At 40.1% G+C, this 26,764-nt stretch carries 24 protein-coding genes and 1 tRNA gene; 16 read left to right on the forward strand and 9 right to left on the reverse strand.

The features are described from left to right. The first annotated feature begins 8 nt into the window (after positions 1–8). The 8 genes from ACT8YW_RS02370 to ACT8YW_RS02405 all read left to right on the forward strand — a co-directional run bounded on the left by ACT8YW_RS02370 (position 9) and on the right by ACT8YW_RS02405 (position 8,951). A complete protein-coding gene (locus tag ACT8YW_RS02370) occupies positions 9–1,994 on the forward strand; it encodes a hypothetical protein (protein WP_444103859.1) in 1,986 nt (661 codons plus the stop codon). Between the two features lie 5 nt (positions 1,995–1,999). Continuing rightward, on the forward strand, positions 2,000–3,634 hold the full coding sequence (locus ACT8YW_RS02375) for a fimbrial protein (protein ID WP_444103860.1): 1,635 nt from the start codon (positions 2,000–2,002) through the stop codon (positions 3,632–3,634). A 35-nt stretch (positions 3,635–3,669) separates the two neighbouring features. Beyond that, positions 3,670–3,996 carry a hypothetical protein gene (locus ACT8YW_RS02380; RefSeq protein ID WP_444103861.1) on the forward strand — a complete coding sequence of 109 codons (327 nt, stop codon included), beginning with the start codon at positions 3,670–3,672 and terminating at the stop codon, positions 3,994–3,996. Positions 3,997–4,138: 142 nt separating this feature from the next. Beyond that, positions 4,139–4,957, forward strand: a complete 819-nt coding sequence (locus tag ACT8YW_RS02385; protein ID WP_444103862.1) for a DUF5106 domain-containing protein — start codon at positions 4,139–4,141, stop codon at positions 4,955–4,957. A gap of 383 nt (positions 4,958–5,340) precedes the next feature. Next, the gene (locus ACT8YW_RS02390) at positions 5,341–5,859 is read left to right on the forward strand and encodes an HU family DNA-binding protein (RefSeq protein ID WP_004323245.1); all 519 of its coding nucleotides are present in this window, start codon (positions 5,341–5,343) and stop codon (positions 5,857–5,859) included. 85 nt (positions 5,860–5,944) lie between these two features. Continuing rightward, positions 5,945–6,295 (forward strand): hypothetical protein, encoded by a 351-nt coding sequence (locus ACT8YW_RS02395; RefSeq protein ID WP_444103863.1) that lies wholly within the window; start codon positions 5,945–5,947, stop codon positions 6,293–6,295. Between the two features lie 30 nt (positions 6,296–6,325). Further along, positions 6,326–7,246: an N-acetylmuramoyl-L-alanine amidase gene (locus tag ACT8YW_RS02400; RefSeq protein WP_444103864.1), complete on the forward strand. Its 921-nt coding sequence runs from the start codon at positions 6,326–6,328 to the stop codon at positions 7,244–7,246. A 148-nt stretch (positions 7,247–7,394) separates the two neighbouring features. Beyond that, positions 7,395–8,951 carry an ATP-binding protein gene (locus tag ACT8YW_RS02405; protein WP_444103865.1) on the forward strand — a complete coding sequence of 519 codons (1,557 nt, stop codon included), beginning with the start codon at positions 7,395–7,397 and terminating at the stop codon, positions 8,949–8,951. 91 nt (positions 8,952–9,042) lie between these two features. Here the strand turns inward: ACT8YW_RS02405 and ACT8YW_RS02410 are convergent, their stop codons facing one another. Both ACT8YW_RS02410 and ACT8YW_RS02415 read right to left on the reverse strand, forming a co-directional pair. Further along, positions 9,043–9,339, reverse strand: a complete 297-nt coding sequence (locus tag ACT8YW_RS02410) for a DUF1905 domain-containing protein (protein ID WP_008026284.1) — start codon at positions 9,337–9,339, stop codon at positions 9,043–9,045. Positions 9,340–9,426: 87 nt separating this feature from the next. Beyond that, positions 9,427–11,490: a HelD family protein gene (locus tag ACT8YW_RS02415; RefSeq protein ID WP_444103866.1), complete on the reverse strand. Its 2,064-nt coding sequence runs from the start codon at positions 11,488–11,490 to the stop codon at positions 9,427–9,429. Positions 11,491–11,628: 138 nt separating this feature from the next. On the opposite strand from ACT8YW_RS02415, the gene ACT8YW_RS02420 reads away from it, so the two are divergent. Continuing rightward, a complete protein-coding gene (locus ACT8YW_RS02420; protein ID WP_270359238.1) occupies positions 11,629–12,213 on the forward strand; it encodes a phosphoglycerate mutase family protein in 585 nt (194 codons plus the stop codon). A gap of 38 nt (positions 12,214–12,251) precedes the next feature. Here ACT8YW_RS02420 and ACT8YW_RS02425 read toward each other — a convergent pair whose 3' ends face one another. Further along, entirely contained in the window at positions 12,252–13,025 is a 774-nt protein-coding gene (locus ACT8YW_RS02425; RefSeq protein WP_004310616.1) for a LuxR C-terminal-related transcriptional regulator, read from the reverse strand. A gap of 47 nt (positions 13,026–13,072) precedes the next feature. Beyond that, positions 13,073–13,735, reverse strand: a complete 663-nt coding sequence (gene ung, locus ACT8YW_RS02430; protein WP_004310617.1) for a uracil-DNA glycosylase — start codon at positions 13,733–13,735, stop codon at positions 13,073–13,075. Between the two features lie 315 nt (positions 13,736–14,050). On the opposite strand from ung, the gene ACT8YW_RS02435 reads away from it, so the two are divergent. The 5 genes from ACT8YW_RS02435 to ACT8YW_RS02455 all read left to right on the forward strand — a co-directional run bounded on the left by ACT8YW_RS02435 (position 14,051) and on the right by ACT8YW_RS02455 (position 17,807). Further along, entirely contained in the window at positions 14,051–14,350 is a 300-nt protein-coding gene (locus ACT8YW_RS02435) for an RNA recognition motif domain-containing protein (RefSeq protein ID WP_004296140.1), read from the forward strand. Between the two features lie 371 nt (positions 14,351–14,721). Beyond that, positions 14,722–15,795: an NAD(P)H-dependent flavin oxidoreductase gene (locus ACT8YW_RS02440; protein WP_008649897.1), complete on the forward strand. Its 1,074-nt coding sequence runs from the start codon at positions 14,722–14,724 to the stop codon at positions 15,793–15,795. Between the two features lie 89 nt (positions 15,796–15,884). Further along, entirely contained in the window at positions 15,885–17,009 is a 1,125-nt protein-coding gene (locus tag ACT8YW_RS02445) for a DEAD/DEAH box helicase (RefSeq protein ID WP_444103867.1), read from the forward strand. A gap of 53 nt (positions 17,010–17,062) precedes the next feature. After that, positions 17,063–17,548: a cold shock domain-containing protein gene (locus ACT8YW_RS02450; protein WP_004307024.1), complete on the forward strand. Its 486-nt coding sequence runs from the start codon at positions 17,063–17,065 to the stop codon at positions 17,546–17,548. A gap of 52 nt (positions 17,549–17,600) precedes the next feature. Next, positions 17,601–17,807, forward strand: coding sequence for a hypothetical protein (locus tag ACT8YW_RS02455; RefSeq protein WP_004307025.1), 207 nt, complete (start codon positions 17,601–17,603; stop codon positions 17,805–17,807). Positions 17,808–17,890: 83 nt separating this feature from the next. On the opposite strand, the gene ACT8YW_RS02460 is transcribed toward ACT8YW_RS02455, so the two are convergent. The 5 genes from ACT8YW_RS02460 to sppA all read right to left on the reverse strand — a co-directional run bounded on the left by ACT8YW_RS02460 (position 17,891) and on the right by sppA (position 22,864). Further along, positions 17,891–17,963 (reverse strand) — tRNA-Phe (locus ACT8YW_RS02460). A gap of 161 nt (positions 17,964–18,124) precedes the next feature. Further along, complete coding sequence (gene thiL / locus ACT8YW_RS02465; RefSeq protein ID WP_004298938.1) at positions 18,125–19,162, reverse strand: thiamine-phosphate kinase; 1,038 nt, start codon at positions 19,160–19,162, stop codon at positions 18,125–18,127. Between the two features lie 16 nt (positions 19,163–19,178). Further along, positions 19,179–19,988 carry a purine-nucleoside phosphorylase gene (locus ACT8YW_RS02470; RefSeq protein WP_004298940.1) on the reverse strand — a complete coding sequence of 270 codons (810 nt, stop codon included), beginning with the start codon at positions 19,986–19,988 and terminating at the stop codon, positions 19,179–19,181. Continuing rightward, on the reverse strand, positions 19,945–21,075 hold the full coding sequence (lpxK, locus tag ACT8YW_RS02475) for a tetraacyldisaccharide 4'-kinase (protein ID WP_444103868.1): 1,131 nt from the start codon (positions 21,073–21,075) through the stop codon (positions 19,945–19,947). Before lpxK ends, ACT8YW_RS02470 begins: the two co-directional genes overlap by 44 nt. A gap of 10 nt (positions 21,076–21,085) precedes the next feature. After that, positions 21,086–22,864: a signal peptide peptidase SppA gene (gene sppA, locus ACT8YW_RS02480; protein ID WP_444103869.1), complete on the reverse strand. Its 1,779-nt coding sequence runs from the start codon at positions 22,862–22,864 to the stop codon at positions 21,086–21,088. 230 nt (positions 22,865–23,094) lie between these two features. On the opposite strand from sppA, the gene ACT8YW_RS02485 reads away from it, so the two are divergent. After that, positions 23,095–24,369: a histidine-type phosphatase gene (locus tag ACT8YW_RS02485; protein WP_444103870.1), complete on the forward strand. Its 1,275-nt coding sequence runs from the start codon at positions 23,095–23,097 to the stop codon at positions 24,367–24,369. Between the two features lie 32 nt (positions 24,370–24,401). Next, positions 24,402–26,600 carry a GH92 family glycosyl hydrolase gene (locus tag ACT8YW_RS02490; RefSeq protein ID WP_444103871.1) on the forward strand — a complete coding sequence of 733 codons (2,199 nt, stop codon included), beginning with the start codon at positions 24,402–24,404 and terminating at the stop codon, positions 26,598–26,600. Positions 26,601–26,764 lie beyond the last annotated feature (164 nt).

Here is a 26,764-nt window from a genome sequence, read left to right on the forward strand (position 1 = left end):
ACGAGAGAATGAGACTGAAATTAGTTTATATATATAGCTTCGTTGTGACATTGTTATATCTGTTCACTGCTTGTACTGACGGAATAGAAGAATCTTCCGATAGTAATGGTCAGGGAGAAGGCAAGGAAATTCCTGTCAGTATCATGCCGAAACTTGTTGCAGGGGATGAAAATGAGGTATCAAAATTGCGTGTTATCATTTTTTCGACACGCACTTCCAATCCTTATGGGTCTAAAGTCTTAGTCAGTAACCGATTGATAGATATAAATGAAGATTATGTTGCCGTTACCTATATAGGATACAATGATATTTATGTGATAGGAAATGAGCCGGTAGATCTTTCGGGAATAAATAGACCGGAAGATTTGAAAAGTATCCGGATGAATACGGTAAGCAGCTTGAATGCTTCGGAATTTGTCTTTTTCCGGCAATTGCTCAATGTGAATGTGAGGAGTAAAAATGAGATATATCCGGAGGGCGCATCCGCTCCTGTTTCAAAACTGGAGATAAAGTTGCAACGCGTGATTGCCAAGTTAAGTGTGAAGTTTGACCTTAGTACGGAGATTTATGAAAATGGAAATCCTACGGGCGAATATGTCAACCTTGAGTCTATGGAGCTACTTAACATCCCGAAGTACAGTTATCTGATTCCCGGTAAATACAAGATAGAAGAGGAGTTTCTGGATAACCGTGTTTTCTCATTGGAAAATAGCAGTACGAAACTGAATCATTTCACATGCTCATCCGGTGATATATATTTGCCTGAATATCTGCCGATGGATGAGGTTTACAGAATGGTACTGCGTATTAAAGGGACATCACGAGGAATCACCCGTATATATACTTTGCCGATTGGTGACGCGATGAATTCAATTGATTCACATTCTACCGAATGGAACATAACCCGCAACAGGCATTACAGTTTGAATATTAAAGCCATTACCGGCTATGGGGAAGAGTCTCTTGAAATGAAATCCAGCGTTTCCGGATGGTCAGAGATCAATGTTCCTATTGAAATAACGGGCGCCAGTTTTCTTGCAGTCAACAAAAAGACGATTGAAGTAAAGTCACTGCGCTTTTTCTCATATGTGCGTTTTGCTTGTAACGCGCCGGTTGAAGTGAAACTTCCCGATGAGGTGACAATTGGTAATCAACTGCAGATGAAAATAGAATATGATGACGCAAATAAGAAAAGCGGGCGTGTCGGCTTCAGACGTGGAAACTGGAATACAGGTAATGATATTGTATATGTGACTACATTGACATCGGGTACTGCATCTGTTAAGCTTGATTTGCGACTTTATAGATCGGAGACAATTAGTGTCGGAAATAATCTTACCTGGGCAGAAGCTATGGGATATTGGGATAAAGCTAACTGGATTAGTGCGGGTATTTATAATGATGAGTTTTATAAAAGAGCCACCCTGGGAACGGGATGTAGGGTATATTATCCTGAAGGAGTAAATGAGAATGATGCAACAAGAGGGAAAGGATGCTGGAGATTAGCTACTATACGTGAAAATTGGGCGATTTATTCTGATAAAGCATGGTGTATAGAGGAATATGGTGCAAATGGCAGAAGGGCATATGTAAGTTACGGGCCCGGAAATCAGCTTATAGACGATAATAAAGATAATAAAGGCTACCGCTATAACTGTACTCTTGATGTCCGTCCCCCTGAACTTTCGGACTTTATAGTTTCAAGTTCAGATGAAACTAATGTTACGAAGGAAAAAGCATCCTCTATATGTACAAAATTAGGCAATGGATGGAGGTTGCCTACAGGAAAAGAAATGAATTATGTTTTTCTGAATGCCGGAACCAACGGGCTTCCCAATAATTTCTTTTCGGACAGTTATTGGGGAAAGAATGAGGACAGTACCTTCATTGTAGCAACAATGAGTGATCCGGACGGAAGTGCCACGACGGATGAATTGCGAAATGGGAAACACACGGTGCGGTGCGTAAAATTACGTTATCCCCCTATTGGATAAGAAAAATGAAATATATGATAGTAAAAAAGAATTATATTCAATTAATCCTGTTTGTATTGCTTTTCTCTTTGGGGGCTTGCAATAGTGATGAAATGTCGGATATCAACGATACAACAGAATTACAGGAGCAAATGGTTTTGAAACTAAGTGTGCAACAAGAGTCTGTTGTGCATACGAGAGGGACAGGTACTCCTGCCGATGAAGCAAAGATTGAAAATATGGATTTCCTGATATTCAATCAGGACGGAAATGTTGTTTATCATCAACACCCTGTATTGGAATGGACTGGAAATGAATATAAGACGACAGTAAACATTTCTTCAGCTACTGGAGAACATACATTATACCTGATAGCTAATTATCCGATGGAAGAAGGGACAATACATACTTTACAGGAGTTGGAAAATAAGATATGCACAAGTGCGGAGGCACTTGTGAAACCACCTTTTGTAATGGCTACCAAGCGCATTACTCTTTCCTCACTCAACATAATAGCTATTCGTAATGCCATGGAAAGTGACGGCAGCAATGGTTTCAGTTTGAAACGGAATGTTGCGAAATTCAGTGTGGAAGTGACAGCCAGCAATTTTAATTTGATTTCAATAGATTGGTTGGGGTGTCCTGTATCAGCCTCGATATTGACGAATGTGGATTATACCAGTCCGTCCACTTTGTCCATCAGTAAGCTTGCCTCTTCGTCAAATCCTATTTATCTGTATCAGATTCGGGATATGGGTTTGGATGCACATAAAGGATTTCACATCGTTGTACATGGAAATTATAAAGCAACGGACGGGACAGAAAAAGAAGGATACTATAAAGTTCGTTTATGTACGATCAATACTACAGGGGAAAAAGTTCCGTTGACTTCAATTGCAGGCAATGATTACTACAAACTGGATATCCGGAGTGTTGCGGGATTTGGCGCTAGTTCATTTGAAAATGCGGAAAAGAATGGATTTACTAATGATATGGAAGCATTCATGCTATTGGAGTATGATGGCACATATGAGTATCAAGAAAATTATTTGCGAAATGGCTATCAGATGGGATTTGAAAATTCTCGTTGGATTATATACAGCGATGAAACTCTGAATTCATCTGTGTTAGGTCATTTCTACCGGTGTATCCGGGATGAATCATTGAAAGGTTACACCATGTTTGACCCGCATTATCCCAACCTACAGCATGGATTAATAACAGTGAAAGCAAATGGAACAGAAATAACAGGGGAAACAGTTTGTAATGATACTCCTGATAATCCCGTCGAGATGGACTTATGTTTCACGGAATCAAGTGGAGATGCAGGTACAGGTACGGAATACTCCTTCACAAGTATTATCCAATATGGGGTTCTGCAAAAAACGGTAACTGTTGAACGCTATCCCTCTATCGGTCGGTCATATACAGTGCTTCCTATGTTATATACGAATTACGGGGAAGTGGTCGGTTCATCTGATTGGATTGGGATAGCTGAACAACGGCACGAAGGGGCTATTCTTTATCCTCTGTTAGACTCTAACAATGACCATATTTTTGTTCATGTGAAGAAAAATGATACAGGCGAGGCACGCGAAGGAACAGTACGTTTGTTTGGCAGGAATGGATATTTTGAACTTCGTATACGTCAGGAAGGATAATCCGGATAGTGTTAAGAGTGAAAGGAGATATGAGGATGAATATATTAAAAGATATTTTGGAAAAAGAAGGTGATAATCGAGGCTTTGTTTATTTGTATTGTCTAGAGGATTCATGGAAAGCATTCGGATATTCTGCTTTTTATTTGTCTTTACTTTATCCGGGTATGAAAATCGTGAAATATGATAATCCGGATATTATATGCTTTTGTATGTGTATATCGGATGACTGTCTGATGGAAATATTCGAGATGAACCGGATATATGTCGGGAATGAATGTATAGAAATGAAAGTGCCGGAAAGGATTTGCGGTGGAGAAGACGAATATGTCAAATGGTGTAATGAATTGTGCTTGAACTTGTAGGGTTATGAATAAACGGAGATTAGAATTATTACACCTTTTAAGATTGGTAATACATCAGAAATATGTAAGACTTCTTTGTATTACTTTAGGCGTGTTTCTACTTTTATGTACTTGTTCTGCCAATTCTGGCAAATCAAGTGCTATGACAAAGCAACAAAAAGACAGTATACTGATAGAGTGCTTTTGGGATACGTATGATTTTACAGATACTGTCCGGTTAAGCAGCTCGACCACTACCGAAAAGATGCTGGTGGATTATCTTTCTCAATTGTCGGAACTGACAGAGGAAAGGGCTTGTGAAAATATCAGGAGATTGGTGTTGAAGACTAAAGTTAATAAGGTGGTAAACCGTTGGTTTCTACAACGGTTAGAGCATCATCTATATGAACCAGATTCGTCACTACGGAATGATAGTTATTATATTTCAGTATTGGAGGAAGCATTAACATCCGGACATTTAGATGGAATGATGCGTATACGTCCCTTGTATCAATTGAAAATGCTTAAAAAGAACCGGATAGGGATTAAAGCTGTTGATTTTACTTTCATTCTTCCTACGGGGGAACTGCAAAATCTATGGGATATTTCCGCTAAATATACATTATTGCTGTTTTATGATCCGGATTGTATTTATTGTCGGCAATCAATGATGGAACTGTCTGAATCATCGGTAATAAATTCCTTCTTGCAACAGAGTGGACTATCCCTATCGCAACTTGCTCTTGTTACGATTTGTATGGAAGGTGAAATGGATGCGTGGAAAGAATATCAGCAGTCTCTTCCTTCTGTGTGGATAAACGGTTATGATGTCAGGAAGGTGTTGACTGAAAAAGAACTATATTTTTTGCGTTCTCTTCCCTCGATATATTTGTTGGGAGAGGACAAGCAAGTATTATTGAAAGAACCCTCTTCTATAAGTGAAGTTACCAGTTATTTATTAAATAAGTATGATGATATATAATAGTGGCATAAGAAAAATGGAATCATGACTTTTCCGCTGCCTGTGAAGGTAGCCTATTGTTTGTTTTGTTTGTGTGTGCATCTTTTTCCCGGTGGGGAAGAAGGTGCACTTTTTTATTATGATATTTATTAGTTTGAATATATTTGTTTATTTATTATTCTCCCCCAGGTATTGATTTTGTCGCTTTTTTCTGCTTTTCGTCGTTTTCTTGTCGTTTATTTAGTTCCTCTATGTCAGTTGTATATGTCTGAAATGCTTTTTAGTACTTTTCTGTTGAGGCTATTTGGTGTCGTTTCATCTCCGTGGGAGATGCTGCATCTTTGCATTGTTAACGTTAGCGAAGTGATAATTAAAACAGTATTCATTAAAAAAAGAAAAGTAGTATGGCTATTAGATTTAGAAGGGTGTCTCGCCTGTGTGACCCTACAAATAAAGAAGCAGGAAAGAAAGTGTATCCGGTGATTTCTTATCAGTATGATACGAGTGCAACGTTGGATGAGTTTGCAAAGGAGATTGCGTCTGCTTCCGGTGTCAGCGAGGGTGAAACGATTAGTGTATTGAAGGATTTTCGTACGTTATTGAGAAAGACATTGCTGGGTGGCCGTTCGGTGAATATCGCCGGTCTGGGATATTTTTACCTTTCTGCCCAAAGCAAAGGGACGGAGAAGGCGGAAGATTTTACGATCGCTAATATTTCAGGGCTTCGTATCTGTTTTCGTGCTAACTCGGATATTCGTCTGTTTACCGGGACGACTACCCGTTCGGATGGGTTGAAGTTCAAGGATTTGGATCATATTAATGATTCGGGTAGTGTTGGTGACGGTTCGGATGATGGGGGTGAAACTCCGGATCCGGATGGTGGTTCGGGTGGTAATGGTGAAGCACCAGACCCAGCTGCTTGATTCATGAGCCGTTGAGAACTGTCTGGTTTGTATGGAATGGGGCTTCGGCCTCATTCTTTCTTTATAACTACGTAAAAATATAAATATGCAAATAACTACAATCCTTGCTTTTATTACCGCTATGGATGGTTTGGAAGCTGTGAAATGGTTAGTGAGGTATATCACTTGCCGCAAGACGGATGCACGAAAAGAGGAAGCATCCGTGAACAGTATGGAAGAAGAAAATCGCCGTAAAAAGGTGGACTGGTTGGAAGAACGGCTGACTCAACGTGACGAGAAGATAGACGGGCTTTATATTGAACTTCGCAAGGAGCAGGAAGAGAAGATTGACTGGATACATAAATGTCATGAAGTGGAGTTGATACAGAAGGAGTCGGAAGTGAAGAAGTGTGAGATTAGAGGGTGTGTGAAGCGTATGCCACCTTCGGATTATTAACTGGTGCGTTTGAACTAATAATGAATTATCATGAGAAATATAGATTCTATCATAGTACATTGTTCGGCTACGAAAGCCGGGCAGGATTTTACTGCCACAGATATTGACCGTTGGCACCGGGAACGTGGGTTCAATGGTATCGGGTATCACTATGTGATCCGTTTGGATGGGAAATTGGAAAAGGGGCGTGATGTCGCTTTGGCCGGTGCTCATTGTAAAGGTTGGAATGAGCAGAGTATCGGGATATGTTATATCGGCGGATTGGATGAGAACGGGCGTCCGGCAGATACCCGAACGAATGCTCAAAAACGGGTGCTTTATCAGATTATTATGGATTTGCAGCGGGAATATAATATTCTCCAAGTGTTGGGACATCGGGATATTTCACCGGATTTGAATGGTGACGGAGTGATTGAACCTTATGAATATGTGAAGGCTTGTCCCTGTTTTGATGTGAAGGAGTTTTTGAGGAGTGGGAGGGAGTTACTGTTTGTATTGTTGGTGGCTTTGGTTGTGCCTGTATTGCTGTCGGGATGTAGGAGTAAGAAAGAGGTGATAAACAGGGAGAGTGAAGTTAGGGTTGATTCAAGTTTAAATAGTAGCTCCGGGAAAAGTCTTGTTAAAAATAAGGTTGCTTCAGAAAAGGATTCGGAGGTGGTAGAAGAGCATATCGAACAGGTGGTGTTTGTGTTTCCTGTTGATACGCTTGGGTTGAAGGCTGGGATGGTGGTGAAGACTGTGGTGGATAGGAAAAACGTTAATGAGAAACAACTTCTTCAAGAAGTGAATTCACAGTCTGTGAGCTTATCGGATATGAGTGCTAAGACAGAGATTCATAAAACGGGAGTTGAGAAAACTACTAATAGGACAACCGGAGGTTGGTATTGGTACGGAATTATTTTGCTGGTTCTGGTTATTGTGTGTTGGATTTGCAAAGTGAAGAGGAAGTGAGATGTTGTTTGTCTGGTACAAAGTTAGTTTTGATGAAAAATGGAGTCATGGTAGTGCTGTCTGTGAAACTGTGTACTTTTTTGTGGAGTTTGTATGTGTATTCCCATGGAAATGCGTATCTTTGAATAATCAAAATAGAGGAAAAATAATGAACGGAGTATTGCCCAAACTTCCAATTGGAATACATGATTTTGAGAAACTTCGTAAAGGAGATTATCTCTATGTGGATAAAACCACTCTTGTATGGCGAATAGCTAACACAGGTAAAGCCTATCTTTTAACTCGTCCTCGTCGTTTTGGGAAAAGCCTGCTACTCTCTACTTTTAAAGCCTATTTTGAGGGCAAGAAAGAATTATTTGGAGGGTTGGCTATTGCTGGCATGGAAAAGGATTGGAGGAAATATCCCGTACTGCATTTGGATTTGAACGTGAGAAAACATGATTCTTCCCAGGCTCTAGTCGAAATTCTTAGCAGGCAGTTGACGCAATGGGAACTGAAATATGGCAAAGGAGAGGATGAGGAAACTCTTTCAGGACGTTTTGCAGGTGCAATTCGTCGTGCCAGTGAACAGTCTGGTTGTGGAGTAGTAGTGCTTGTTGATGGATATGATAAACCTTTATTGAAAGTATTGAGCAATGATGTTTTGCTTGATGATTATCGTAAAACCTTGAATGCTTTTTATAGTGTACTGAAAAGCTCTGATCGTTATCTCCATTTTGTTTTACTTACAGGTGTGACTAAGTTTGCACAAACTGGCATGTGTAATGATTTGAATCAGCTGAATGATATCAGCATGACGTCTCAGTATGCCACCATTTGTGGTATTACGCGACAAGAATTGAAGGATACTTTTATTCCTGAACTGAATCGATTGGCAGAAACGAATGAACTGACTTATGAAGAAACATTGAACAAGATGACGGCTTTATATGACGGCTATCATTTTTGTGAGTTTGCGGAAGGAGTATTCAATCCATTCAGTGTGCTTAATGTTTTTGACGGGTATAAGTTTAGCAACTATTGGTTTCAAACCGGTACTCCTACTTTTTTAGTCGAACTGCTTAAAAAGAGTGAGTATGATTTGCGTACGTTGATTGATGGGGTAGAAGCCAATGCTTCTTCGTTTATGGAATATAGGGTAGATGCTAATAATCCGATTCCGTTGATTTATCAGAGTGGCTATTTGACTATAAAGGGGTATGACAAGCGTTTTGGAAACTACCTGCTGAAATTTCCCAATGATGAAGTGCGATATGGATTTATGGATTTTTTGGTTCCTTACTACACATCAGTGGTAGATGATGAACGGGGTTTTTATCTTGGTAAATTTGTACGTGAATTGGAGAGTGGTGATGTTGATGCTTTTCTTACCCGCTTACAGGCTTTCTTCGCAGATTTCCCTTATGAACTGAATGAAAAGACCGAACGACATTATCAGGTTGTATTTTATTTAGTTTTCAAACTGATGGGGCAATTTACCGGAGCAGAGGTTCGTAGTGCCCGCGGACGGGCGGATGCAGTGGTGAAAACTCCGAAGTATATTTATGTATTTGAATTTAAACTGAATGGTACTGCCGAACAGGCTTTGCAGCAGATTGATGAAAAAGGCTATCTGATACCTTATCAGGTAGACGGGCGTGAGTTGGTTAAAGTTGGAGTGGAGTTCAGTGCAGAAAAAAGGAATATAGACCGGTGGTTGTATTAGCTCGATAACCATGTTGTTAAAGGAGTTACGGAGCCGTTTGAGATTGTTCAAGCGGCTCTTGTTTTGCGGGTAGTTCTTCTTATCGTTTGTTTTAAATCCAAATCATAATCTCTATTTCTTTATCAGTTGTGATCTTTTCCTTTTTTCTGATTTCCGCTTTGAGAGGAAGTAAATAAGTATCAAGTTTGGTGTCAAACCAGATTGCGGTTTCCCATTGGGTATTGCCGATTTTGGCCGTCATCTTCAACCGTCCCCAGCCTTCCTCTAAGAATCCGAGATTCTCTCTTATTTCTTTGGACATCTCTTTCGGCAGGCAGGCTATGTGCCAACCGCCCGTTCCAACAGTCGATGAGTAGTTCCATACTTTTGCGGTAAACTCGTATTTCATTCCTTTATTTTTCATTGTACAAAAATAGGTAATAATAGGAGATTGGTTGTTCTTTTTCTCTCAATTAATTTTTGATGTTATATTCTATTACAGGAATCGACAACTGGGTGAAGAAACAGAATAAGTCAAAGTTAGCTTGTGCATAGCCCTTGTGGCTGCCACATAAAGCATACTTTTATCAATATTGGAATGATAGTTCTTATCATCTGTTTGCGGAATGATTACTTCGTCAAATTCCAGTCCTTTCGCCATATGGGCGGAAGTGATGATAATCCCTTTTACATAAGCAGAACTTTGATTGGACAAAAGTGAGATGTCGTTTGCATATATCTGGAACTTTTGAACAAGTTCTTTTGCTTGGGATTCTGTTTTGCAGATAATCCCTAATGAGGTATAATGGGAGTTCCTGAAGGAGTTTACTAAATCCGCAATACCTTGGATTTCCTCTTCTGTATTTTTGAATGGAAGAATCTTGGGGTGTTCCCCATGTCTTATAATCGGTTCTAATTCATTGTTCGGTTGAATTTTTTGTGCAAAACTGGTGATCTCAAAAGTAGAACGATAGCTTTTGCAAAGTTTCATTATTTCTCCTGTTGCAAATGCTTTCTGAATCATATCGGCAGTGGAAGAACCATAAGGATTGACGGATTGGGAAGTGTCTCCAAGAATTGTTTTTCGACACGGATAAAGTTTTTGAATCACTTTGTATTGTATGGGAGAATAGTCTTGCATTTCGTCTATCAGAAGATGTTTGACATAAGATTGGGCGTTGTTCCCATTTAATGCGATATGCAGATAAGCCAAAGGAGCTAAATCCGCATATTCCAGTATGCGGTTTTTGCGTGTCTTGAACATCTCCGGTTTTCCGATCCACTCAAAAAAGTCTTTATAGATTTGGAGATCGTTATTGCCTACGAACATCTTTTTTATCTCTTTCTTTAGTTGGTTTTTCTCCGGAGTGCTAACTGTGAGATTATATTGTAGTTGCATCATTTCCAGAATGTAATCTGTCATAGTCTCAAATCGTTGACGTATGGGATAGCGGTGGAATCGTTTGAACTGTTCGTTAATAAATTCGGCAGGAATGGTGATGTATTTGGTGAGTTTTACGTCTGTTGCTTTGAAATAGTTGTTTTCCATGTAAAGGATGAATTTGTCAAGTAGTGATATAAACTCGAAGGAGGCTTTGTATTGTATTCGTTCGATAAAGTCGGGTGTCGGGTTTTCTAATAGTTCCGTCACTTGGTCGAAGAAATTCTGGTGTTTATATTTGTTGTCAATTACGTCCGACAGAATTTGCCCCATGCTGGTTTCGGGAACGGTCTCTTCGCCAAGTTTCGGAAGTACATTAGAAATGTAATCGGCAAATACTTTATTGGGGGAGATGATTAATATGTCTTTGGAAGAAATCTGTCCTTTCTGTGCATAAAGCAGGTAGGCAATACGATGGAGGGCGATAGAGGTTTTTCCTGAACCGGCAACACCTTGTATAATAAGTACAGAAGCGTTTTCATTACGGATGATCTGATTCTGTTCCCTCTGAATTGTCGTGACGATATTTTTCATTTTATTGTCGGCATTGGAACATAGTTCTTTTTGCAGAATATCGTCATGAACAGTTACGGAACTTTCAATCATATACTCCATTTTTCCTTTGCGAATGCGATATTGGCGTTTGAGTGAGATCGTCCCGTTAATTTTGCCTGCCGGGGAGGAGTAGAACGCCTCGCCTAATTCATGATCGTAGAACATGCTTGAAATAGGAGCTCGCCAATCGTAAATCAGATTCTTTTTTTGATTGAGGTCATAGAAAGTATGTATTCCTATATAGATCGGACTAACTTGGCTTTTGTCTTTCTTTTCCTGAAAGTCGATTCGTCCGAAATAGGGGATATCCAGTATTTTGCTTAGTCGCCTGCGTTTGTCAATTACATTTTCACCTAATGCAAAATGATTTAATATGCTTTCGCGCATGGAACGGATTTCGTGGGGATCGATATCTTTGTTCGACCATAGATAATCCTTGTACTCCTGCAGGGTGTCTATATGCTCTTTGACGGAAGTACTGGTAGTGTTAATCGTATCATGGATAGTGGTTATGACTTGCTGTAAATACTCTTTTTCCTGTTTCTCTGTTTGATTGAATATCATAATCTCTTTTTAGTTGTATGGTGAAGAATTGAATTTGCGGACAAAGTTAGCTCAACCCATCAAGGGATTAAATAGTTATTTATAGCTATATATGTATCCTTTTTCCTATTTTTGCATACTTACTTAATAAGGAAAAAGATGAATATTTTTGAATTGGCAAAACGTAACCAGCAGAAAGCTTGGGAGATTATAGAGGATACCCGTATTGTTCGGATATGGGAGGGGATTGGTGCCAAAGTGAATCTGGTAGGTTCGTTGCGTACAGGATTATTGATGAAACATCGGGATATTGATTTTCATATTTACACTTCTCCTTTGGATTTGTCTGCCAGCTTTCGGGCGATGGCTGAATTGGCGGAAAATACGTCCATAAAGAAGATTGAATATACGAATTTATTACATACAGCAGAAGCGTGTATAGAGTGGCATGCATGGTATCAGGATATGGAAGGAGAACTCTGGCAAATGGATATGATTCATATCCAAGAAGGCTCTCGTTATGATGGCTATTTTGAAAGGGCGGCCGAACGCATTTCTGCGGTATTGACAGATGAAATGAGACTGGCTATCCTGAAATTAAAATACGAAACGCCTGATACGGAAAAGATTATGGGAGTGGAGTATTATCAAGCTGTGATTCAGGATGGTGTACGTAGTTATCCGGAATTTGAGGAATGGAGAAGATTGCACCCGGTGGTGGGTGTGGTGGAATGGATGCCTTAGACAGACTGGTAGCTTCGGGAAAAGGACGTATGGGTTAATTAACTTAGTAGTCCGGTTTCCTGTCCCAAACGAATGGCTTCGATGGAATTTTGCACACCTAATTTGCGTAACAGGTTCTGCCGGTGAATATTGACAGTGTGAATACTGATACATAGCTTGTCTGCAATCTCTTTACTTAACAACCCTTTTTGAATAAGCCGTAATATCTCTATTTCCCGATTAGTGAGGTTGAGCGAAGAAGGCATTAGTAAAGAGGAAGGAGAGAAGAATTCCCCGTTCTTCAGATTTAGGACAGTGCAGTCTACTGTTTCGGAATGTTTTTGGTCGGGTGAAATATCCATATTGCCTATTACGAGCCATGCTTTGCCGTTACGGTCTTGTTCCAAAACTTGATGTCGGCTAGTGACACGTATATATTGCTGCCTGGCATTGAGTATACGGAAACTGTAAATGTTGGAATAGTCGTTTCGCTGTTCGAGGGGCAGACTGTAAATGAATTGGCTTAACGTGACCTGTAATGCTGCCAGTTGCGCACGGTCGTCCGGATGAATACGTGATTCTAAATAATCTCCCTGCTTTTCCAAAGTTTCTATCTTGTGACTGTCATACCCCAGTAAATCAACGAAATTCGAGGAAGCATACGTGTAATTGCATTTGTAAACATCGACAACAAATGTGCAGTTGTGACAGATTTTTGAAAGTTGGTGAAGTATGGATTTATCCCGTTCCCACACAGCGTAATCAATATCGGTAGCAGACAAGCATTGCTTTGCCCACATTTCTTCCCGAGTGATATTGTTTGATTTATTCATAGCGAATGTTTTTGGGTACTGATAATCTGTTTTGAGAAATCGTTTATTTACCAATCAATTTCTTCTATTCCCTTGCTATGCAAGAAAGCATTGGCTTTACTGAAGTGTTTACAACCGAAGAAACCATATTCGGCAGAGCGGGGAGAGGGATGAACAGTGGTTAGTACCAGATGTTTGTTGGTATCTATCAAAGATCGTTTCTCTTTCGCATAACTTCCCCAAAGCATAAATATCAAATTCTCCCGTTTTTCACTTAGTTTCCTGATAACTGCGTCTGTGAAGATTTCCCAACCCATATTTCGATGAGAACCGGTTTCGTGCGCACGTACAGTAAGAACTGAGTTTAGCGGGAATACACCTTGAGCTACCCAACGATCCAAATTACCAGAAGTTGGAATTGGCTTTCCCAAATCTTGGTGTATTTCTTTGAAGATGTTGCTTAGTGAACCTGGGATAGCTACTCCATCAGGCACAGAAAAACAGACTCCATAATATTGTCCGGGATTGGGATAGGGGTCTTGTCCAAGGATAACTACTTTTACCTTTTCGAAGGGACAGGAATTGAATATATGAAAAATCTGATGTCCGAGAGGGAGGACGTGTGCCCGTTTGTATTCATCTTTGACGAATGTAACCAACTTTTCGAAGTATGGTTTGTCAAATTCTTCTTGTAATTGTTGTTTCCAACTTGGTTCTATTCTGACATCCATAAAGTGGGACTTGATAATTTATGTAATGGCAAAAGTAGATATATTACAAGAGAATATCAAGAATGAGAGGCAAAATTGTGTATCTCGCCGATTTAGGATGAATTGTGTGCTAATAAATGATAATTATCGTCTTTCTTCCGAAAAAGAACGGGTATAAATGTATTATTCTGATTTATTGTGTTACCTTTGTACCAAGAGTTTGAGTTACGAATCATTATCGTATAGTTCTTCTTTATAATATTTTATTAGCAAGCAGTCCTTGTCTTTAATTATCCTCCTCACTCCAAATTAGTATTTATTTTAATAAAATTTTAAATGAACATTTACATTTCAGGTTTAAGCTATGGCACTAATGATGCTGACTTAACAAATTTATTTGCAGAGTTTGGAGAAGTTTCTTCAGCTAAAGTAATTTTTGACAGAGAAACTGGTAGATCCAGAGGATTTGCTTTCGTAGAAATGCCGAATGATACAGAAGGACAAAAAGCAATTGACGAACTGAATGGAGTTGAATACGACCAGAAAGTTATTTCAGTAAGCGTGGCACGTCCTCGTACTGAAAGACCGTCTAACGGTGGTGGCCGTGGTGGTTATAATAACTCTAGAAGATATTAATATCCGAATAAAAGCAGAAGATAATATCTTCTGCTTTTATTTAATAAGTTATTTCCGTTTCATGATTCAACGGAGGAATCTTCTGATTGACACAGGGGAAGACAAAAAATCATATTACATTTAAGTTCTGCTAATTCTGGCTCTTTTTCTGTGCAATATCAGGAATATCTACTCCTGCACTTTCCATTCTGAAAATAGATTTATTAGACTTTTTTGTAATACACAATACTCTTGAAGAAGTCAGGAGTAAAGGTTTAATAAATTACACCCAACAAGGCAAATAGTCAATGACAGGGCCAATCTTGAGCGCTTGAATAAAGTGTGCTCACACTGTTTATCTTGTTCAATTGCTCTAAAGCAAAATAAAACATATGAAATCATTCTTTATAGGAAATATTGAGATAAAAACACCTGTAATACAAGGTGGAATGGGAGTAGGTATCTCGCTCTCGGGTTTGGCTTCGGCAGTAGCAAACGAAGGAGGAGTAGGCGTTATATCATGCGCAGGTCTAGGTTTGTTATATCCCAAAGGGAAAGGTACTTATCCTGAAAAATGTATTAACGGGCTGAAAGAGGAAATCCGGAAAGCACGTGCGAAAACAAAAGGTATTATTGGCGTAAACGTCATGGTTGCTTTATCGAATTATGCGGATATGGTGCGCACCGCAATCGAGGAAAAGATTGATGTGGTATTTTCCGGTGCCGGGCTTCCACTCGACCTGCCTTCATATCTGACTCCGGAGAGTACAACCAAGCTAGTGCCTATTGTATCTTCTTCACGAGCAGCCAAAATCATCTGCGATAAATGGCAGAAGAATTATAATTATCTGCCCGATGCAATCGTGGTGGAGGGGCCTAAAGCCGGTGGACATTTAGGATTTAAAAAAGAACAATTACAGGATCAGCATTATGCTTTGGAAACTTTGATTCCGGAAGTGGTAATGATTGCATCCAGCTATAAAGAACAGAAACAGATTCCGGTGATTGCCGCCGGCGGCATTTCGACGGGGGAAGATATTGCACATTTTATGGAGCTGGGAGCTGCAGGGGTACAAATGGGAAGTATATTTGTTACCACCCAGGAATGTGACGCGTCCGAGACGTTCAAGGAAGTATATATTCACTCCAAGTCCGAAGATGTTCTTATTATTGAAAGTCCTGTGGGAATGCCAGGACGAGCTATTGACGGGGAATTTATTCACAATGTGAATAGTGGACTGGAGAGGCCTAAGAGTTGCTCATTCCATTGTATCAAAACATGTGATTATACAAAAAGCCCTTATTGCATTATTAAGGCTTTATATAATGCAGCCAAAGGAAATATGAAAAAAGGCTATGCTTTTGCCGGTAGCAATGCTTTTCTCGCTGAAAAAATCAGTAGTGTAAAAGAAGTAATGAGTACACTGGAGCGCGAGTTTTTCTTGGCAACCCATAAACTGGCTTAACCTACGGGATTTTCATTCCCATGATGGAGTTTGTCAGTCCTTTTACAATATAAATTAATAGCTGTTTTGATACAGCAAAAATAACAATTATGACATTTAAAGAATTAAATATAACCGAACCGATTTTAAAAGCTATTGAAGAAAAAGGATATGCAGTGCCCACTCCCATTCAGGGAGAGGCAATTCCGGCTGCATTAGCAAAAAGAGATATATTAGGCTGTGCGCAAACGGGAACAGGTAAAACTGCTTCGTTTGCTATTCCCATTATACAACATTTGCAAATGAATAAAGAGGCAGCCAAGTGCCGGGGGATTAAAGCGTTGATTTTGACGCCCACCCGTGAGCTTGCCTTGCAAATAAGTGAATGCATTAATGATTATGCCAAATATACCCAAGTGCGGCATGGGGGTATTTTTGGCGGAGTAAATCAACGTCCTCAAGTTGACATGTTACACAAAGGAATTGATATCCTGGTTGCTACACCGGGACGTTTGCTTGACTTGATGAATCAGGGACATATCCATCTGGATAAGATACAATATTTTGTACTTGATGAAGCAGACCGCATGCTTGATATGGGATTTATTCATGATATCAAGCGGATATTACCGAAACTTCCGAAAGAAAAACAGACTTTATTCTTCTCCGCTACAATGCCTGATACAATTATTTCTTTAACGAATTCTTTGTTGAAGAATCCTGTACGAATCAGCATAACTCCGAAATCATCGACTGTGGATGCTATTGAACAGATGGTTTATTTCGTAGAGAAAAAGGAAAAGAGTCTTTTACTGGTTTCGATTTTGCAAAAATCAGAAGATCAGTCGGTGTTGGTATTTTCACGTACGAAGCATAATGCTGATAAGATCGTAAAGATACTGGGCAAGGCGGGAATTGGTAGCCAGGCGATTCATGGAAATAAAAGTCAGGCAGCGCGGCAGTTGGCTTTGGGCAATTTCAAGTCGGGCAAAACACGTGTGATGGTGGCTACTGATATTGCAGCCAGAGGTATCGATATTAACGAACTTCCTTTAGTTATCAACTATGATCTTCCTGATGTGCCGGAAACGTATGTGCATCGTATCGGACGTACCGGAAGAGCTGGGAATACAGGGACAGCACTGACATTCTGCTCGCAGGAAGAGCGTAAACTCGTTAATGATATTCAGAAACTGACGGGTAAGAAGCTGAATAAAGCCAGTTATACTATTTGAAATCAACAAATAACAATCTCTTTAAAATTAATATAAAACTAAATATAAATTCTATGGCAAAATCCATGACAGTTGGTAAACGTGAAAATGAAAAGAAAAGACTCGCTAAACGAGAAGAAAAACTGAAAAAGAAAGAAAGCAAGAAATTATCGGGCAGCTCAAATAGCTTTGAGGATATGATTGCCTATGTAGATGAGAACGGAATGATAACTTCGACTCCTCCGACAGAGGATATAAAGAAGGAAGAAATTAATCCGGATGAAATAATTATAGCAACTCCTAAAAAGGAAGAAGAGGAGCCGACGATCTTGAGAGGACGGGTTGAGTTTTTTAATGAGTCAAGAGGATTTGGCTTTATTAAAGACCTTTCAGGTGTTGAGAAATACTTTTTTCATGTAAACAATGTCATTGGCAATATTGCAGAAAATAATATCGTAACATTTGACCTTGAGCGTGGAGTGAAAGGCATGAATGCGATCAATATCTCTTTGGAAAACAAATCTACATCGGAAGATTTAGCTCAGTCTAAACCTGTATAGGGAAGTGTATATTCTGCTTGTGTGTAAAATAAAAAACAAAATAATTAGAGATATGAAAAAAGGTAATATAATGCGTGATGTTATTTCATCCAGTCAGTTTACTGAAAATGTTATTAAAGAGTATAAAAAGGGTTTGGGAGATATGGTATTGGTAGCAATAACTCCGCGGACTACCATTGAACTTCCTGCGCATTTGACTCAAGCGGAAATAGATGCTCGTGTGGAGATTTATAAAAAACTGCATAGTTCTAAAGTATAGGCGGTTGCAAATTGCAATACGAGGAATAAAAAAATCCCTTGAACTTCAAAAGTTCAAGGGATTTTTTATTACCGAATCGATAGTGGTGCCACCAGGAATCGAACCGGGGACACAAGGATTTTCAGTCCTTTGCTCTACCAACTGAGCTATGGCACCTTGTGCTTGTTCGGTCCGGTAATATCTCTTTTGCGGTTGCAAAGGTAGTGAAACTTTTGGATTCTGCAAGTCTTCTGGAAATAAAAAACACTGATAAAAAGTTAGTCGGCTTATTATCAGTGTTGTATAAGATAAAAAATATTTCAGGTATGTGATGAAATCTATTGCTTATCTTCCTTTAATGGATTCCATCCCTGTGCTTTTAATTCAAATTCTTGTCCATCGCGGGTAATCAATGCACAGCCAAGTTCGGGTTTGGTAATATGTCCGATGAGACGAACTCCTTCCATTTGTGAAATTTTCTCATGATCGGCGATGGAAACAGTAAAGAGTAGTTCATAATCTTCTCCACCATTCAAGGCACAAGTCGTAAGATTCATGTTAAACTCTTCGGCCATAACAGCTGTCTGATAATCGATTGGGATATGCTCCTCGTAAACGCGGCAACCAGCATTGCTTTGTTTGCAGATATGCATCAGTTCTGATGACAGGCCGTCGGAAATGTCCATCATAGAAGTAGGGACAATATTGGCGGCTGCCAATTTCTCAATGATATCTTTGCGCGCTTCCGGTTTCAATTGGCGTTCTAATAAATACTCTTTGCCGGAGAAATCCGGTTGGACATCTTTATCACCTTGCAATACGACTTTTTCACGTTCCAAAAGTTGTAAACCCATATAGGCTGCTCCCAAGTCGCCACTAACACAGATCAGGTCAGTGTCTTTGGCTCCATTACGGTAAACTACTTTATCCTTATCGGCATCGCCGATACAAGTAATGCTGATAGCAAGACCTGTCAGAGAAGAAGTGGTATCGCCTCCCACAATGTCGACATTATATTGCTGGCAAGCCAGGCGGATACCGGAATAAAGTTCGTCCATATCTTCCACGCTGAAACGCTTGGAAAGACCAAGAGATACCGTAATCTGCCGGGGAGTACCGTTCATGGCATAAATATCGGAGAAATTAACTACTGCTGATTTATATCCCAAATGCTTCAAGGGAACATAAGTCAGGTCAAAATGCACACCTTCCATAAGCAGGTCGGTTGTTACCAGTACTTGCTTTTCTGAAGGGTAGGAGAGAACGGCGGCATCGTCGCCCACTCCATATTTGCTGGATTCGTTTTCCAGTTTGATTCCCTCGGTGAGGCGGTCAATCAGACCAAACTCACCGAGAGATGCTATTTCAGTTCTCATAAATCGGGATGGTTGTTTAGGCACGGTTGATAAGTTCACGCATGATCGTGGTCATTTTCGGTTGAGCAGCGTCAGCGGCTTTCTGAACTTCTTCGTGTGTTACTTCTACGATTTTTCCTTCTACTCCTAAGTCGGTGATGACGGAAATACCAAAAACTTTGATACCACAATGGTTGGCTACGATAACTTCCGGAACGGTAGACATACCAACCGCATCAGCACCAAGGATATGGAATAATTTATATTCGGCAGGAGTTTCGAAAGTAGGACCTTGCGTACCAATATACACTCCGTGTTGTACTTTAATTCCTTTTTCTTTGGCAATCTCGTCAGCCTTACTAATCAATTCTTTGCAGTATGCTTCGCTCATGTCCGGGAAGCGAGGTCCGTAAGGGATATTTTTTCCGCGAAGCGGATGTTCGGGGAAATAGTTGATATGGTCAGTGATAATCATCAGGTCACCGATTTCGAAATCTGCATTTGTACCGCCACTGGCATTGGATACAAACAAGGTTTTGATACCTAATTCACGCATGACACGTACAGGGAAAGTTACTTCTTTCATAGAATAACCCTCGTAATAGTGGAAGCGTCCCTGCATAGCCATGATATCCTTATTTCCTAGTTTGCCGAAAATCAGCTTACCGCTATGACCTTCGACGGTAGATACCGGGAAGTTGGGGATATCTGAATACTTTATTTCATACTTCTCGGTGATTTCGTTTGCCAAACTGCCAAGTCCGGTGCCTAGTATAATGGCAGTTTCCGGACTGGTATGCATCTTACCTTTCAGATAAGCTGCGGTTTCTTGTATTTTCTCTAACATAGTCAATAATATGTTGGTTAAATTTATCTTGTTGATTTTGTAATATTTCAATTTCAATAGGCAAGGCGTAGATAAATGGTTTCAATTCCTTGTCCAAAGCCGGATGGTTAATCAGGCGTGTTGCATCTTTCTCGGTGGTAATAATCAACCGGTGTTCTCCTTTCAGTTTATGAAACCGTTCTTTGATTAGCTGTATATCCCGCTGAGTGAAATTGTGGTGATCGTCAAACGATAGTAAATCTATTTGTTTGGTACAACCTTCCAGTCTTTCGAGAATAGGGGCAGGTGAGGCAATTCCCGTCATCAATAATATATCAGTGTTTGTCAGTGAGGACAAAGCAACCTCATGGTTTGTCGAAATTGCATTTGTGTCCGGAGACATGGTAGGGAACACTGGTTGCAGGTTACCATACCGGAACGATGAGAAGAATAACTGTTGATATGGATAAAGGTTCAGCCGTTTCGTGATAATGTTATAATCAATAGGCTTGATGTCTTGCGGGCATTTGGTGACAATAACGATTTGCGCCCGATTCTTGCCGCTAATTGGTTCACGAAGCCGTCCTGCGGGGAGCAAAGTGTCATCACAGAATAACCGGTGATAATCCGTTAACAGAATACTCAATCCCGGTTTGACGTATCGGTGCTGGAAAGCATCGTCCAATAGGATAACATCTATTGAAGGCTTTTGCAGTGCAAGCAACTTTTCTATGCCATGACAACGCTTTTCATCGACAGCTACTGTGACAGACGGGAATTTTTGATGCATCTGGTAAGGTTCGTCGCCAATGCTTCTTGCCGTACTTTCCGGAGTTGCCAATACATAACCTTTCGTGTGCCGTTTATATCCCCGACTTAATACAGCTACCTTATATTGATTACAAAGAAACTTTATCAGATATTCAGTGTGCGGAGTTTTTCCTGTCCCTCCTACAGCGAGATTACCCACGCTGATGATAGGTATATCAAAACTCTTTGATTGGAGAACTTCCCAGTCAAAGAGTTTATTTCTCATCATTACCACTGCTCCGTAGAGCCAGGAGGCAGGGTAGAGCCACTTATGTATCTTGATAAAGTGTTCGTCCATGTATTACGGTTTATTTAATATTCAGTTCGAACGGAATACGTGCCTGAATCATGGATTGTTCTTGCAGATTTTTCAGTAAACCGAATTGCTGGTAGTACTCGCCTAATTTACTTTTCAGTAATTGTGATTCTACATAATTCGTCGGTTTCGTATCAAGCAGGGAAGACAGGAAATCTTGTTTCTCCGGATAAGAGACAACGGTATAGCCTTCGATACCGGCTTTTGCAACAGCAATGTCCAGTGCCTTGTCAATACCGCCTAATTCGTCTACTAATCCCAGTTCTTTAGCAGTTTCCCCAGTCCATACACGGCCTTCGGCAATCTTCTCGATAGCTTCCTTCGTCATGTGACGTCCTTCGGCACAACGAGTTACAAAGGTATCATATCCTTCAGTTATCATCATTTGAAGCAATGATTTCTCATCCTCGTTAAACGGACGCATGATATTTCCGAAATCAGCGTATTTATTCGTTTTTACGACATCATAACTTAAACCGATTTTATCAGTCAATCCTTTCACATTAGGAATCATACCGAAGATTCCGATAGAACCGGTCAGGGTAGTAGGCTCTGCAACAATCGTATCGGCAACGCAAGAGATATAGTAACCTCCTGACGCAGCATAATCACCCATAGAGACAATGACCGGTTTCTTTGTTTTCAGCTCTTTCACAGCATGCCAGATTTGTTCCGAGGCGAAAGCACTTCCACCTGGAGAATTGACACGGAGTACAACAGCTTTCACATCATCATTATCTTTCAATTTGCGCAGGTCACGAATGACTTTCGAACCGACAATCCCATCTTCGGAAGTTGCAGAGCTCGGATAGTCTGTAATTTCACCGGATGCATAATAAACAGCTACGATATTACCGCTTTTATCTTTCGGCACATTTTTCCTTACGTTCATCATGTCGCCCAATCCTAATATAGGAAGATTATCATCTTCATTGATCTCTACCAATTTCTTAAGATAATTGCGCACATCATTGCGATAAATCAGAGTATCAGCCAATCCGCATTTTACACTCTCTTGTGCCGGATAGAACATGAGCATGCGATCTGCATAAACATTCAGTGAGTCTACAGAAATATTACGTGAAGTAGATACCCCTTCCGTAACCTGTCCCCAGATAGAAGTGATAAATGTGGTAACCTGTTCGCGGTTGGCAGGACTCATTTCCGTAGCAATAAACGGCTCTACGGCAGATTTGTAAGTTCCCACCTTGAACACCTGCATCTCAACTCCTATTTTTTGCAGCAGATCTTTGTAGAACAAGGGAGCAGAGGCGATACCCCGCCATTCAATCATTCCTTTGGGATTGAGCAACACCTTATCGGCTGCGCTGGAAAGATAATAAAGTCCCTGCGTATAGGAGTCTGCATAAGCAATAACGAATTTTCCACTTTCTTTGAAGTCGAGCAGTGCGTTGCGGATTTCCTGCAAAGAAGCATAGGAGGTGCCTAATGAATTTGCCTGCAGATAAATCCCTTTAATATTTTCGTTTTCTTTAGCCTTCTGGATAGAAGAAAGAATATCGTCTAGTCCGTACGTGTTAGATCCGTCACCCAACAACTGTGATAAAATACCCAGCGGATCTTCTTGCGTACGTTCAACCAACGTTCCATTTAAGTCGAGCATCATTACAGAATTCTTTTTTACGATTGTTTCCGTGTCCGAAGCAGACATGATGCCAAACAACGTTACCATGCTGATTATAAATAATACAATACTTGACAAAATGATACCTGTCACCGTGGCAAGTGTAAATTTCAAGAAATCTTTCATTATACTTATTGTTTTTTGCGCCAGCTTGTTATTAAGCTAACAAAGATAAATAATTGAGTTGATATTTATTCAATAAGTCGTACGAATTTTTGTTTTATCACAGCGAATCCACATAAATAGGAACTTCCTCCATTTAAGATTTAAGTATATTTGTCTGTATCAAATCCTTTTAAATGAGAAGAAATCTCTAATTTTGTGGCACAACTATTAATACATTGAATAATACTATCATGAAAAAACTCACATCTATTCTTTTATTGCTTTTGTTTGTATGGACGGTACAAGCGCAAACTGCTCGTGAAGAGATCCGTGCAAACCGGTATTTATCCGCTAATAATTATTATGCATATCCTACGCCTACTGCCAAGCAGACAGCTGCTCCTAAGGGGTACGAACCTTTTTATATCAGCACATATATGCGTCATGGTTCACGGTATCTGATTGATCCGAATGATTATCGTTTCCCCAAGCAAACTTTATTAAAAGCCGACTCTTTAAACAAACTTACTGCAACAGGTAAAAACACACTGGATATTGTTTTGCGCATGGCTGATATGGCGGAAGGTCGTCTTGGTGAACTGACTTCGGTGGGAGCACGCCAACACAGAGGAATTGCAAAGCGTATGTATACTAATTTCCCACAGATATTTGCTGATGGAACAGAAGTGGATGCCCGTTCCACAGTTGTCATCCGGTGTATATTATCCATGACATCCGAATGTCTCCAATTGCAGGCGATGAATCCTAATCTATGTATCAAGAATGATGCAAGTTACCATGATATGTATTACATGAATCCTCCTGCTAAGGATTTGAGTAAAATAGCTGGTTCCGATAAAGTGAAAAAGGTTCAGAAAGATTTTGAAGCTACCCATGTACGTCCGGAACGGTTGATGAAAACATTGTTTACAGACGAAGCGTATGTAAAAGCAAATGTTGATGAAGCGCGCCTGATGAGACGTCTTTTTGATTTGGCTTGTAATATGCAGAGTCATGATACAGATATGCAGCTATATTCTCTTTTCACAGATGAAGAGTGTTATGATCTATGGAGTTGTAACAACTTATATTGGTATCTGACACACGCTTGTTCTCCTGTAACGGATGGTTTGATGCCCTATCGGGAAGCCGACTTGTTGCGTAATATTTTAGATAGGGCAGATGCTGCTTTGAAAGAAGGTAAGAACCAGGCCACTTTAAGATTTGGTCATGAGTCTTGTCTGTTACCGTTAGTCGCTTTATTGGAACTGAATCATTATGGAGAATCTTACCCTGACGTAGAAAAGTTATCCGAACAATGGAGAGCGTATGATATTTTCCCGATGGCTAGTAACGTGCAATTCGTCTTTTTTCATAAAAAAGGAAGTAACGATGTATTGGTAAAAGTATTACTTAATGAAAAGGAAACTAAACTACCGATGAAAACAGACGTAGCCCCTTATTACCACTGGAAAGATGTAGAAAGCTACTATCGTGAAAAACTAGATAAATATCAGCGTATATAATGCGACATTAACTTAACATTATTATATTTACCATGAGAAGAAAAACCCCTTTTATGGCTGCAACTCTGGCAGCAGGCTTGTTTTTTTATTCTTCTTGTACTCCGGCTGAAAAGACGGATACAAAAGATTATACTCAATACGTTAATACCTTTATCGGTGGCGCAGACAACGGGCATACATTTCCCGGCGCATGTTATCCTTTCGGTATGATACAGACCAGCCCTGTGACGGGTGCAGTCGGTTGGCGTTACTGTTCTGAATATGTTTATGAGGATTCTCTGGTTTGGGGATTTACACAGACACATTTGAATGGAACAGGCTGTATGGATTTAGGCGATATTCTGGTGATGCCGGTCACAGGTACACGTGTCCGTGCATGGGATGCTTATCGTAGTCGTTTCCCTAAAGACAAAGAAGCGGCTACTCCGGGATATTACACTGCGGAACTTTCTGATCCACAGGTGAAAGCGGAACTGACAGCATCTATCCATGCTGCCCTTCACCGCTATACTTATCATAAAGCTGATTCTGCCTCTATATTGATCGACCTGCAACATGGTCCTGCATGGAGAGAAGAGCAGTATCATTCACAGGTCAACAGTTGCGAAGTAAACTGGGAAGATGCCCAGACACTGACAGGACATGTCAATAATACGGTATGGGTGAATCAGGATTATTTCTTTGTGATGAAATTCAATCGTCCGGTAGTCGATTCGATTTATCTTCCGATGGGAAAGACAGAAAAAGGCAAACGTATTATTGCCTCTTTCGATATGCAACCGGGAGACGAGCTGATGATGAAAGTGGCGCTTTCTACTACCAGTGTAGATGGGGCTAAAAAGAATCTGGAAGCAGAAATTCCTGCCTGGGATTTTGAAGGAGTGAAGACTGCTGCCCATAATGAATGGAATAACTATTTGAGTCGTATTGAAATAGACGGTACGGATGATGAAAAAACAAATTTCTACACTTGTTTCTATCATGCATTGATTCAACCCAATCAGATTTCGGATGTAGACGGTATGTATCGTAATGCTGCCGATTCTATAGTGAAAGCCGGAACGGGTACTTTCTATTCCACATTCTCTTTGTGGGATACTTATCGTGCTGCTCATCCATTTTATACATTAATGATTCCCGAACGTGTGGATGGCTTTGTTAATTCTCTTATTGAACAAGGTGAAGTGCAAGGCTTCTTACCTATTTGGGGATTGTGGGGCAAAGAGAATTTCTGTATGATTGGTAATCACGGCGTATCAATTATTGCCGAAGCCTATCGTAAAGGATTCCGTGGTTTTGATGCTGAACGTGCTTTTAATATAATAAAGAAGACGCAGACCGTATCTCATCCGTTGAAGTCTGATTGGGAAGTTTATACAAAATATGGTTATTTTCCGACAGACCTGATAAAAGCAGAATCTGTATCTTCTACTTTAGAATCGGTATATGATGATTATGCAGCTGCTGATATGGCACGTCGTATGGGTAAAGAGGAAGATGCCGCTTACTTCGCGAAACGTGCTGACTATTATAAGAATCTTTTCGATCCGGAGACGAAGTTCATGCGCCCGCGCAAAGCTGACGGAACTTGGAAAGCTCCGTTTAACCCAAGTGCATTGGCACATTCTGAAAGTGTCGGTGGAGATTATACGGAAGGAAATGCATGGCAATATACTTGGCATGTACAACATGATGTTCCAGGACTAATCCAGTTGTTTGGGGGTGAAAAACCTTTCTTGAATAAATTAGACTCATTGTTTACGGTTAAGCTAGAAGGTGAAGGTTTGGCAGATGTTACTGGATTAATCGGGCAATATGCTCATGGAAATGAGCCAAGCCATCATGTTACCTATTTGTATGCATTGGTCGGTCGTCCGGAACGTACACAGGAATTGGTTCGTGAAATATTTGATACTCAATACAAAAACAGACCCGACGGACTTTGCGGAAATGATGATTGCGGACAGATGTCTGCTTGGTATATGCTTAGTGCGATGGGATTCTATCCGGTAGATCCGGTAAGTGCGGAATATGTATTCGGTGCCCCACAGTTACCGAAGATGACCTTGCATCTAGCCGATGGCAAGACTTTCACGATTATTGCGGAGAATTTGTCGAAAGAACATAAATATGTAGATAGTATTACATTGAATGGCGAACCATATACGAAGAAAACAATCTCGCATGAGGATATTGTAAAAGGAGGAACGCTGGTATACAAGATGAAGTAATAAATTCGTTTCTGTACTGTATGGGACTAATGACTTTAATTAATAGTGGTTGGGATCATAACTTATAGTAGAGAGGAAAAAAAGATACTGCAAGAATAAATTGTACGACACCCGGGTGTCGTACAATTTAATACTACCAAATGAAATCAATTTGAAGCTATACG

It is taken from the genome of Bacteroides sp. (assembly GCF_052357945.1).
Taxonomy (GTDB): domain Bacteria; phylum Bacteroidota; class Bacteroidia; order Bacteroidales; family Bacteroidaceae; genus Bacteroides.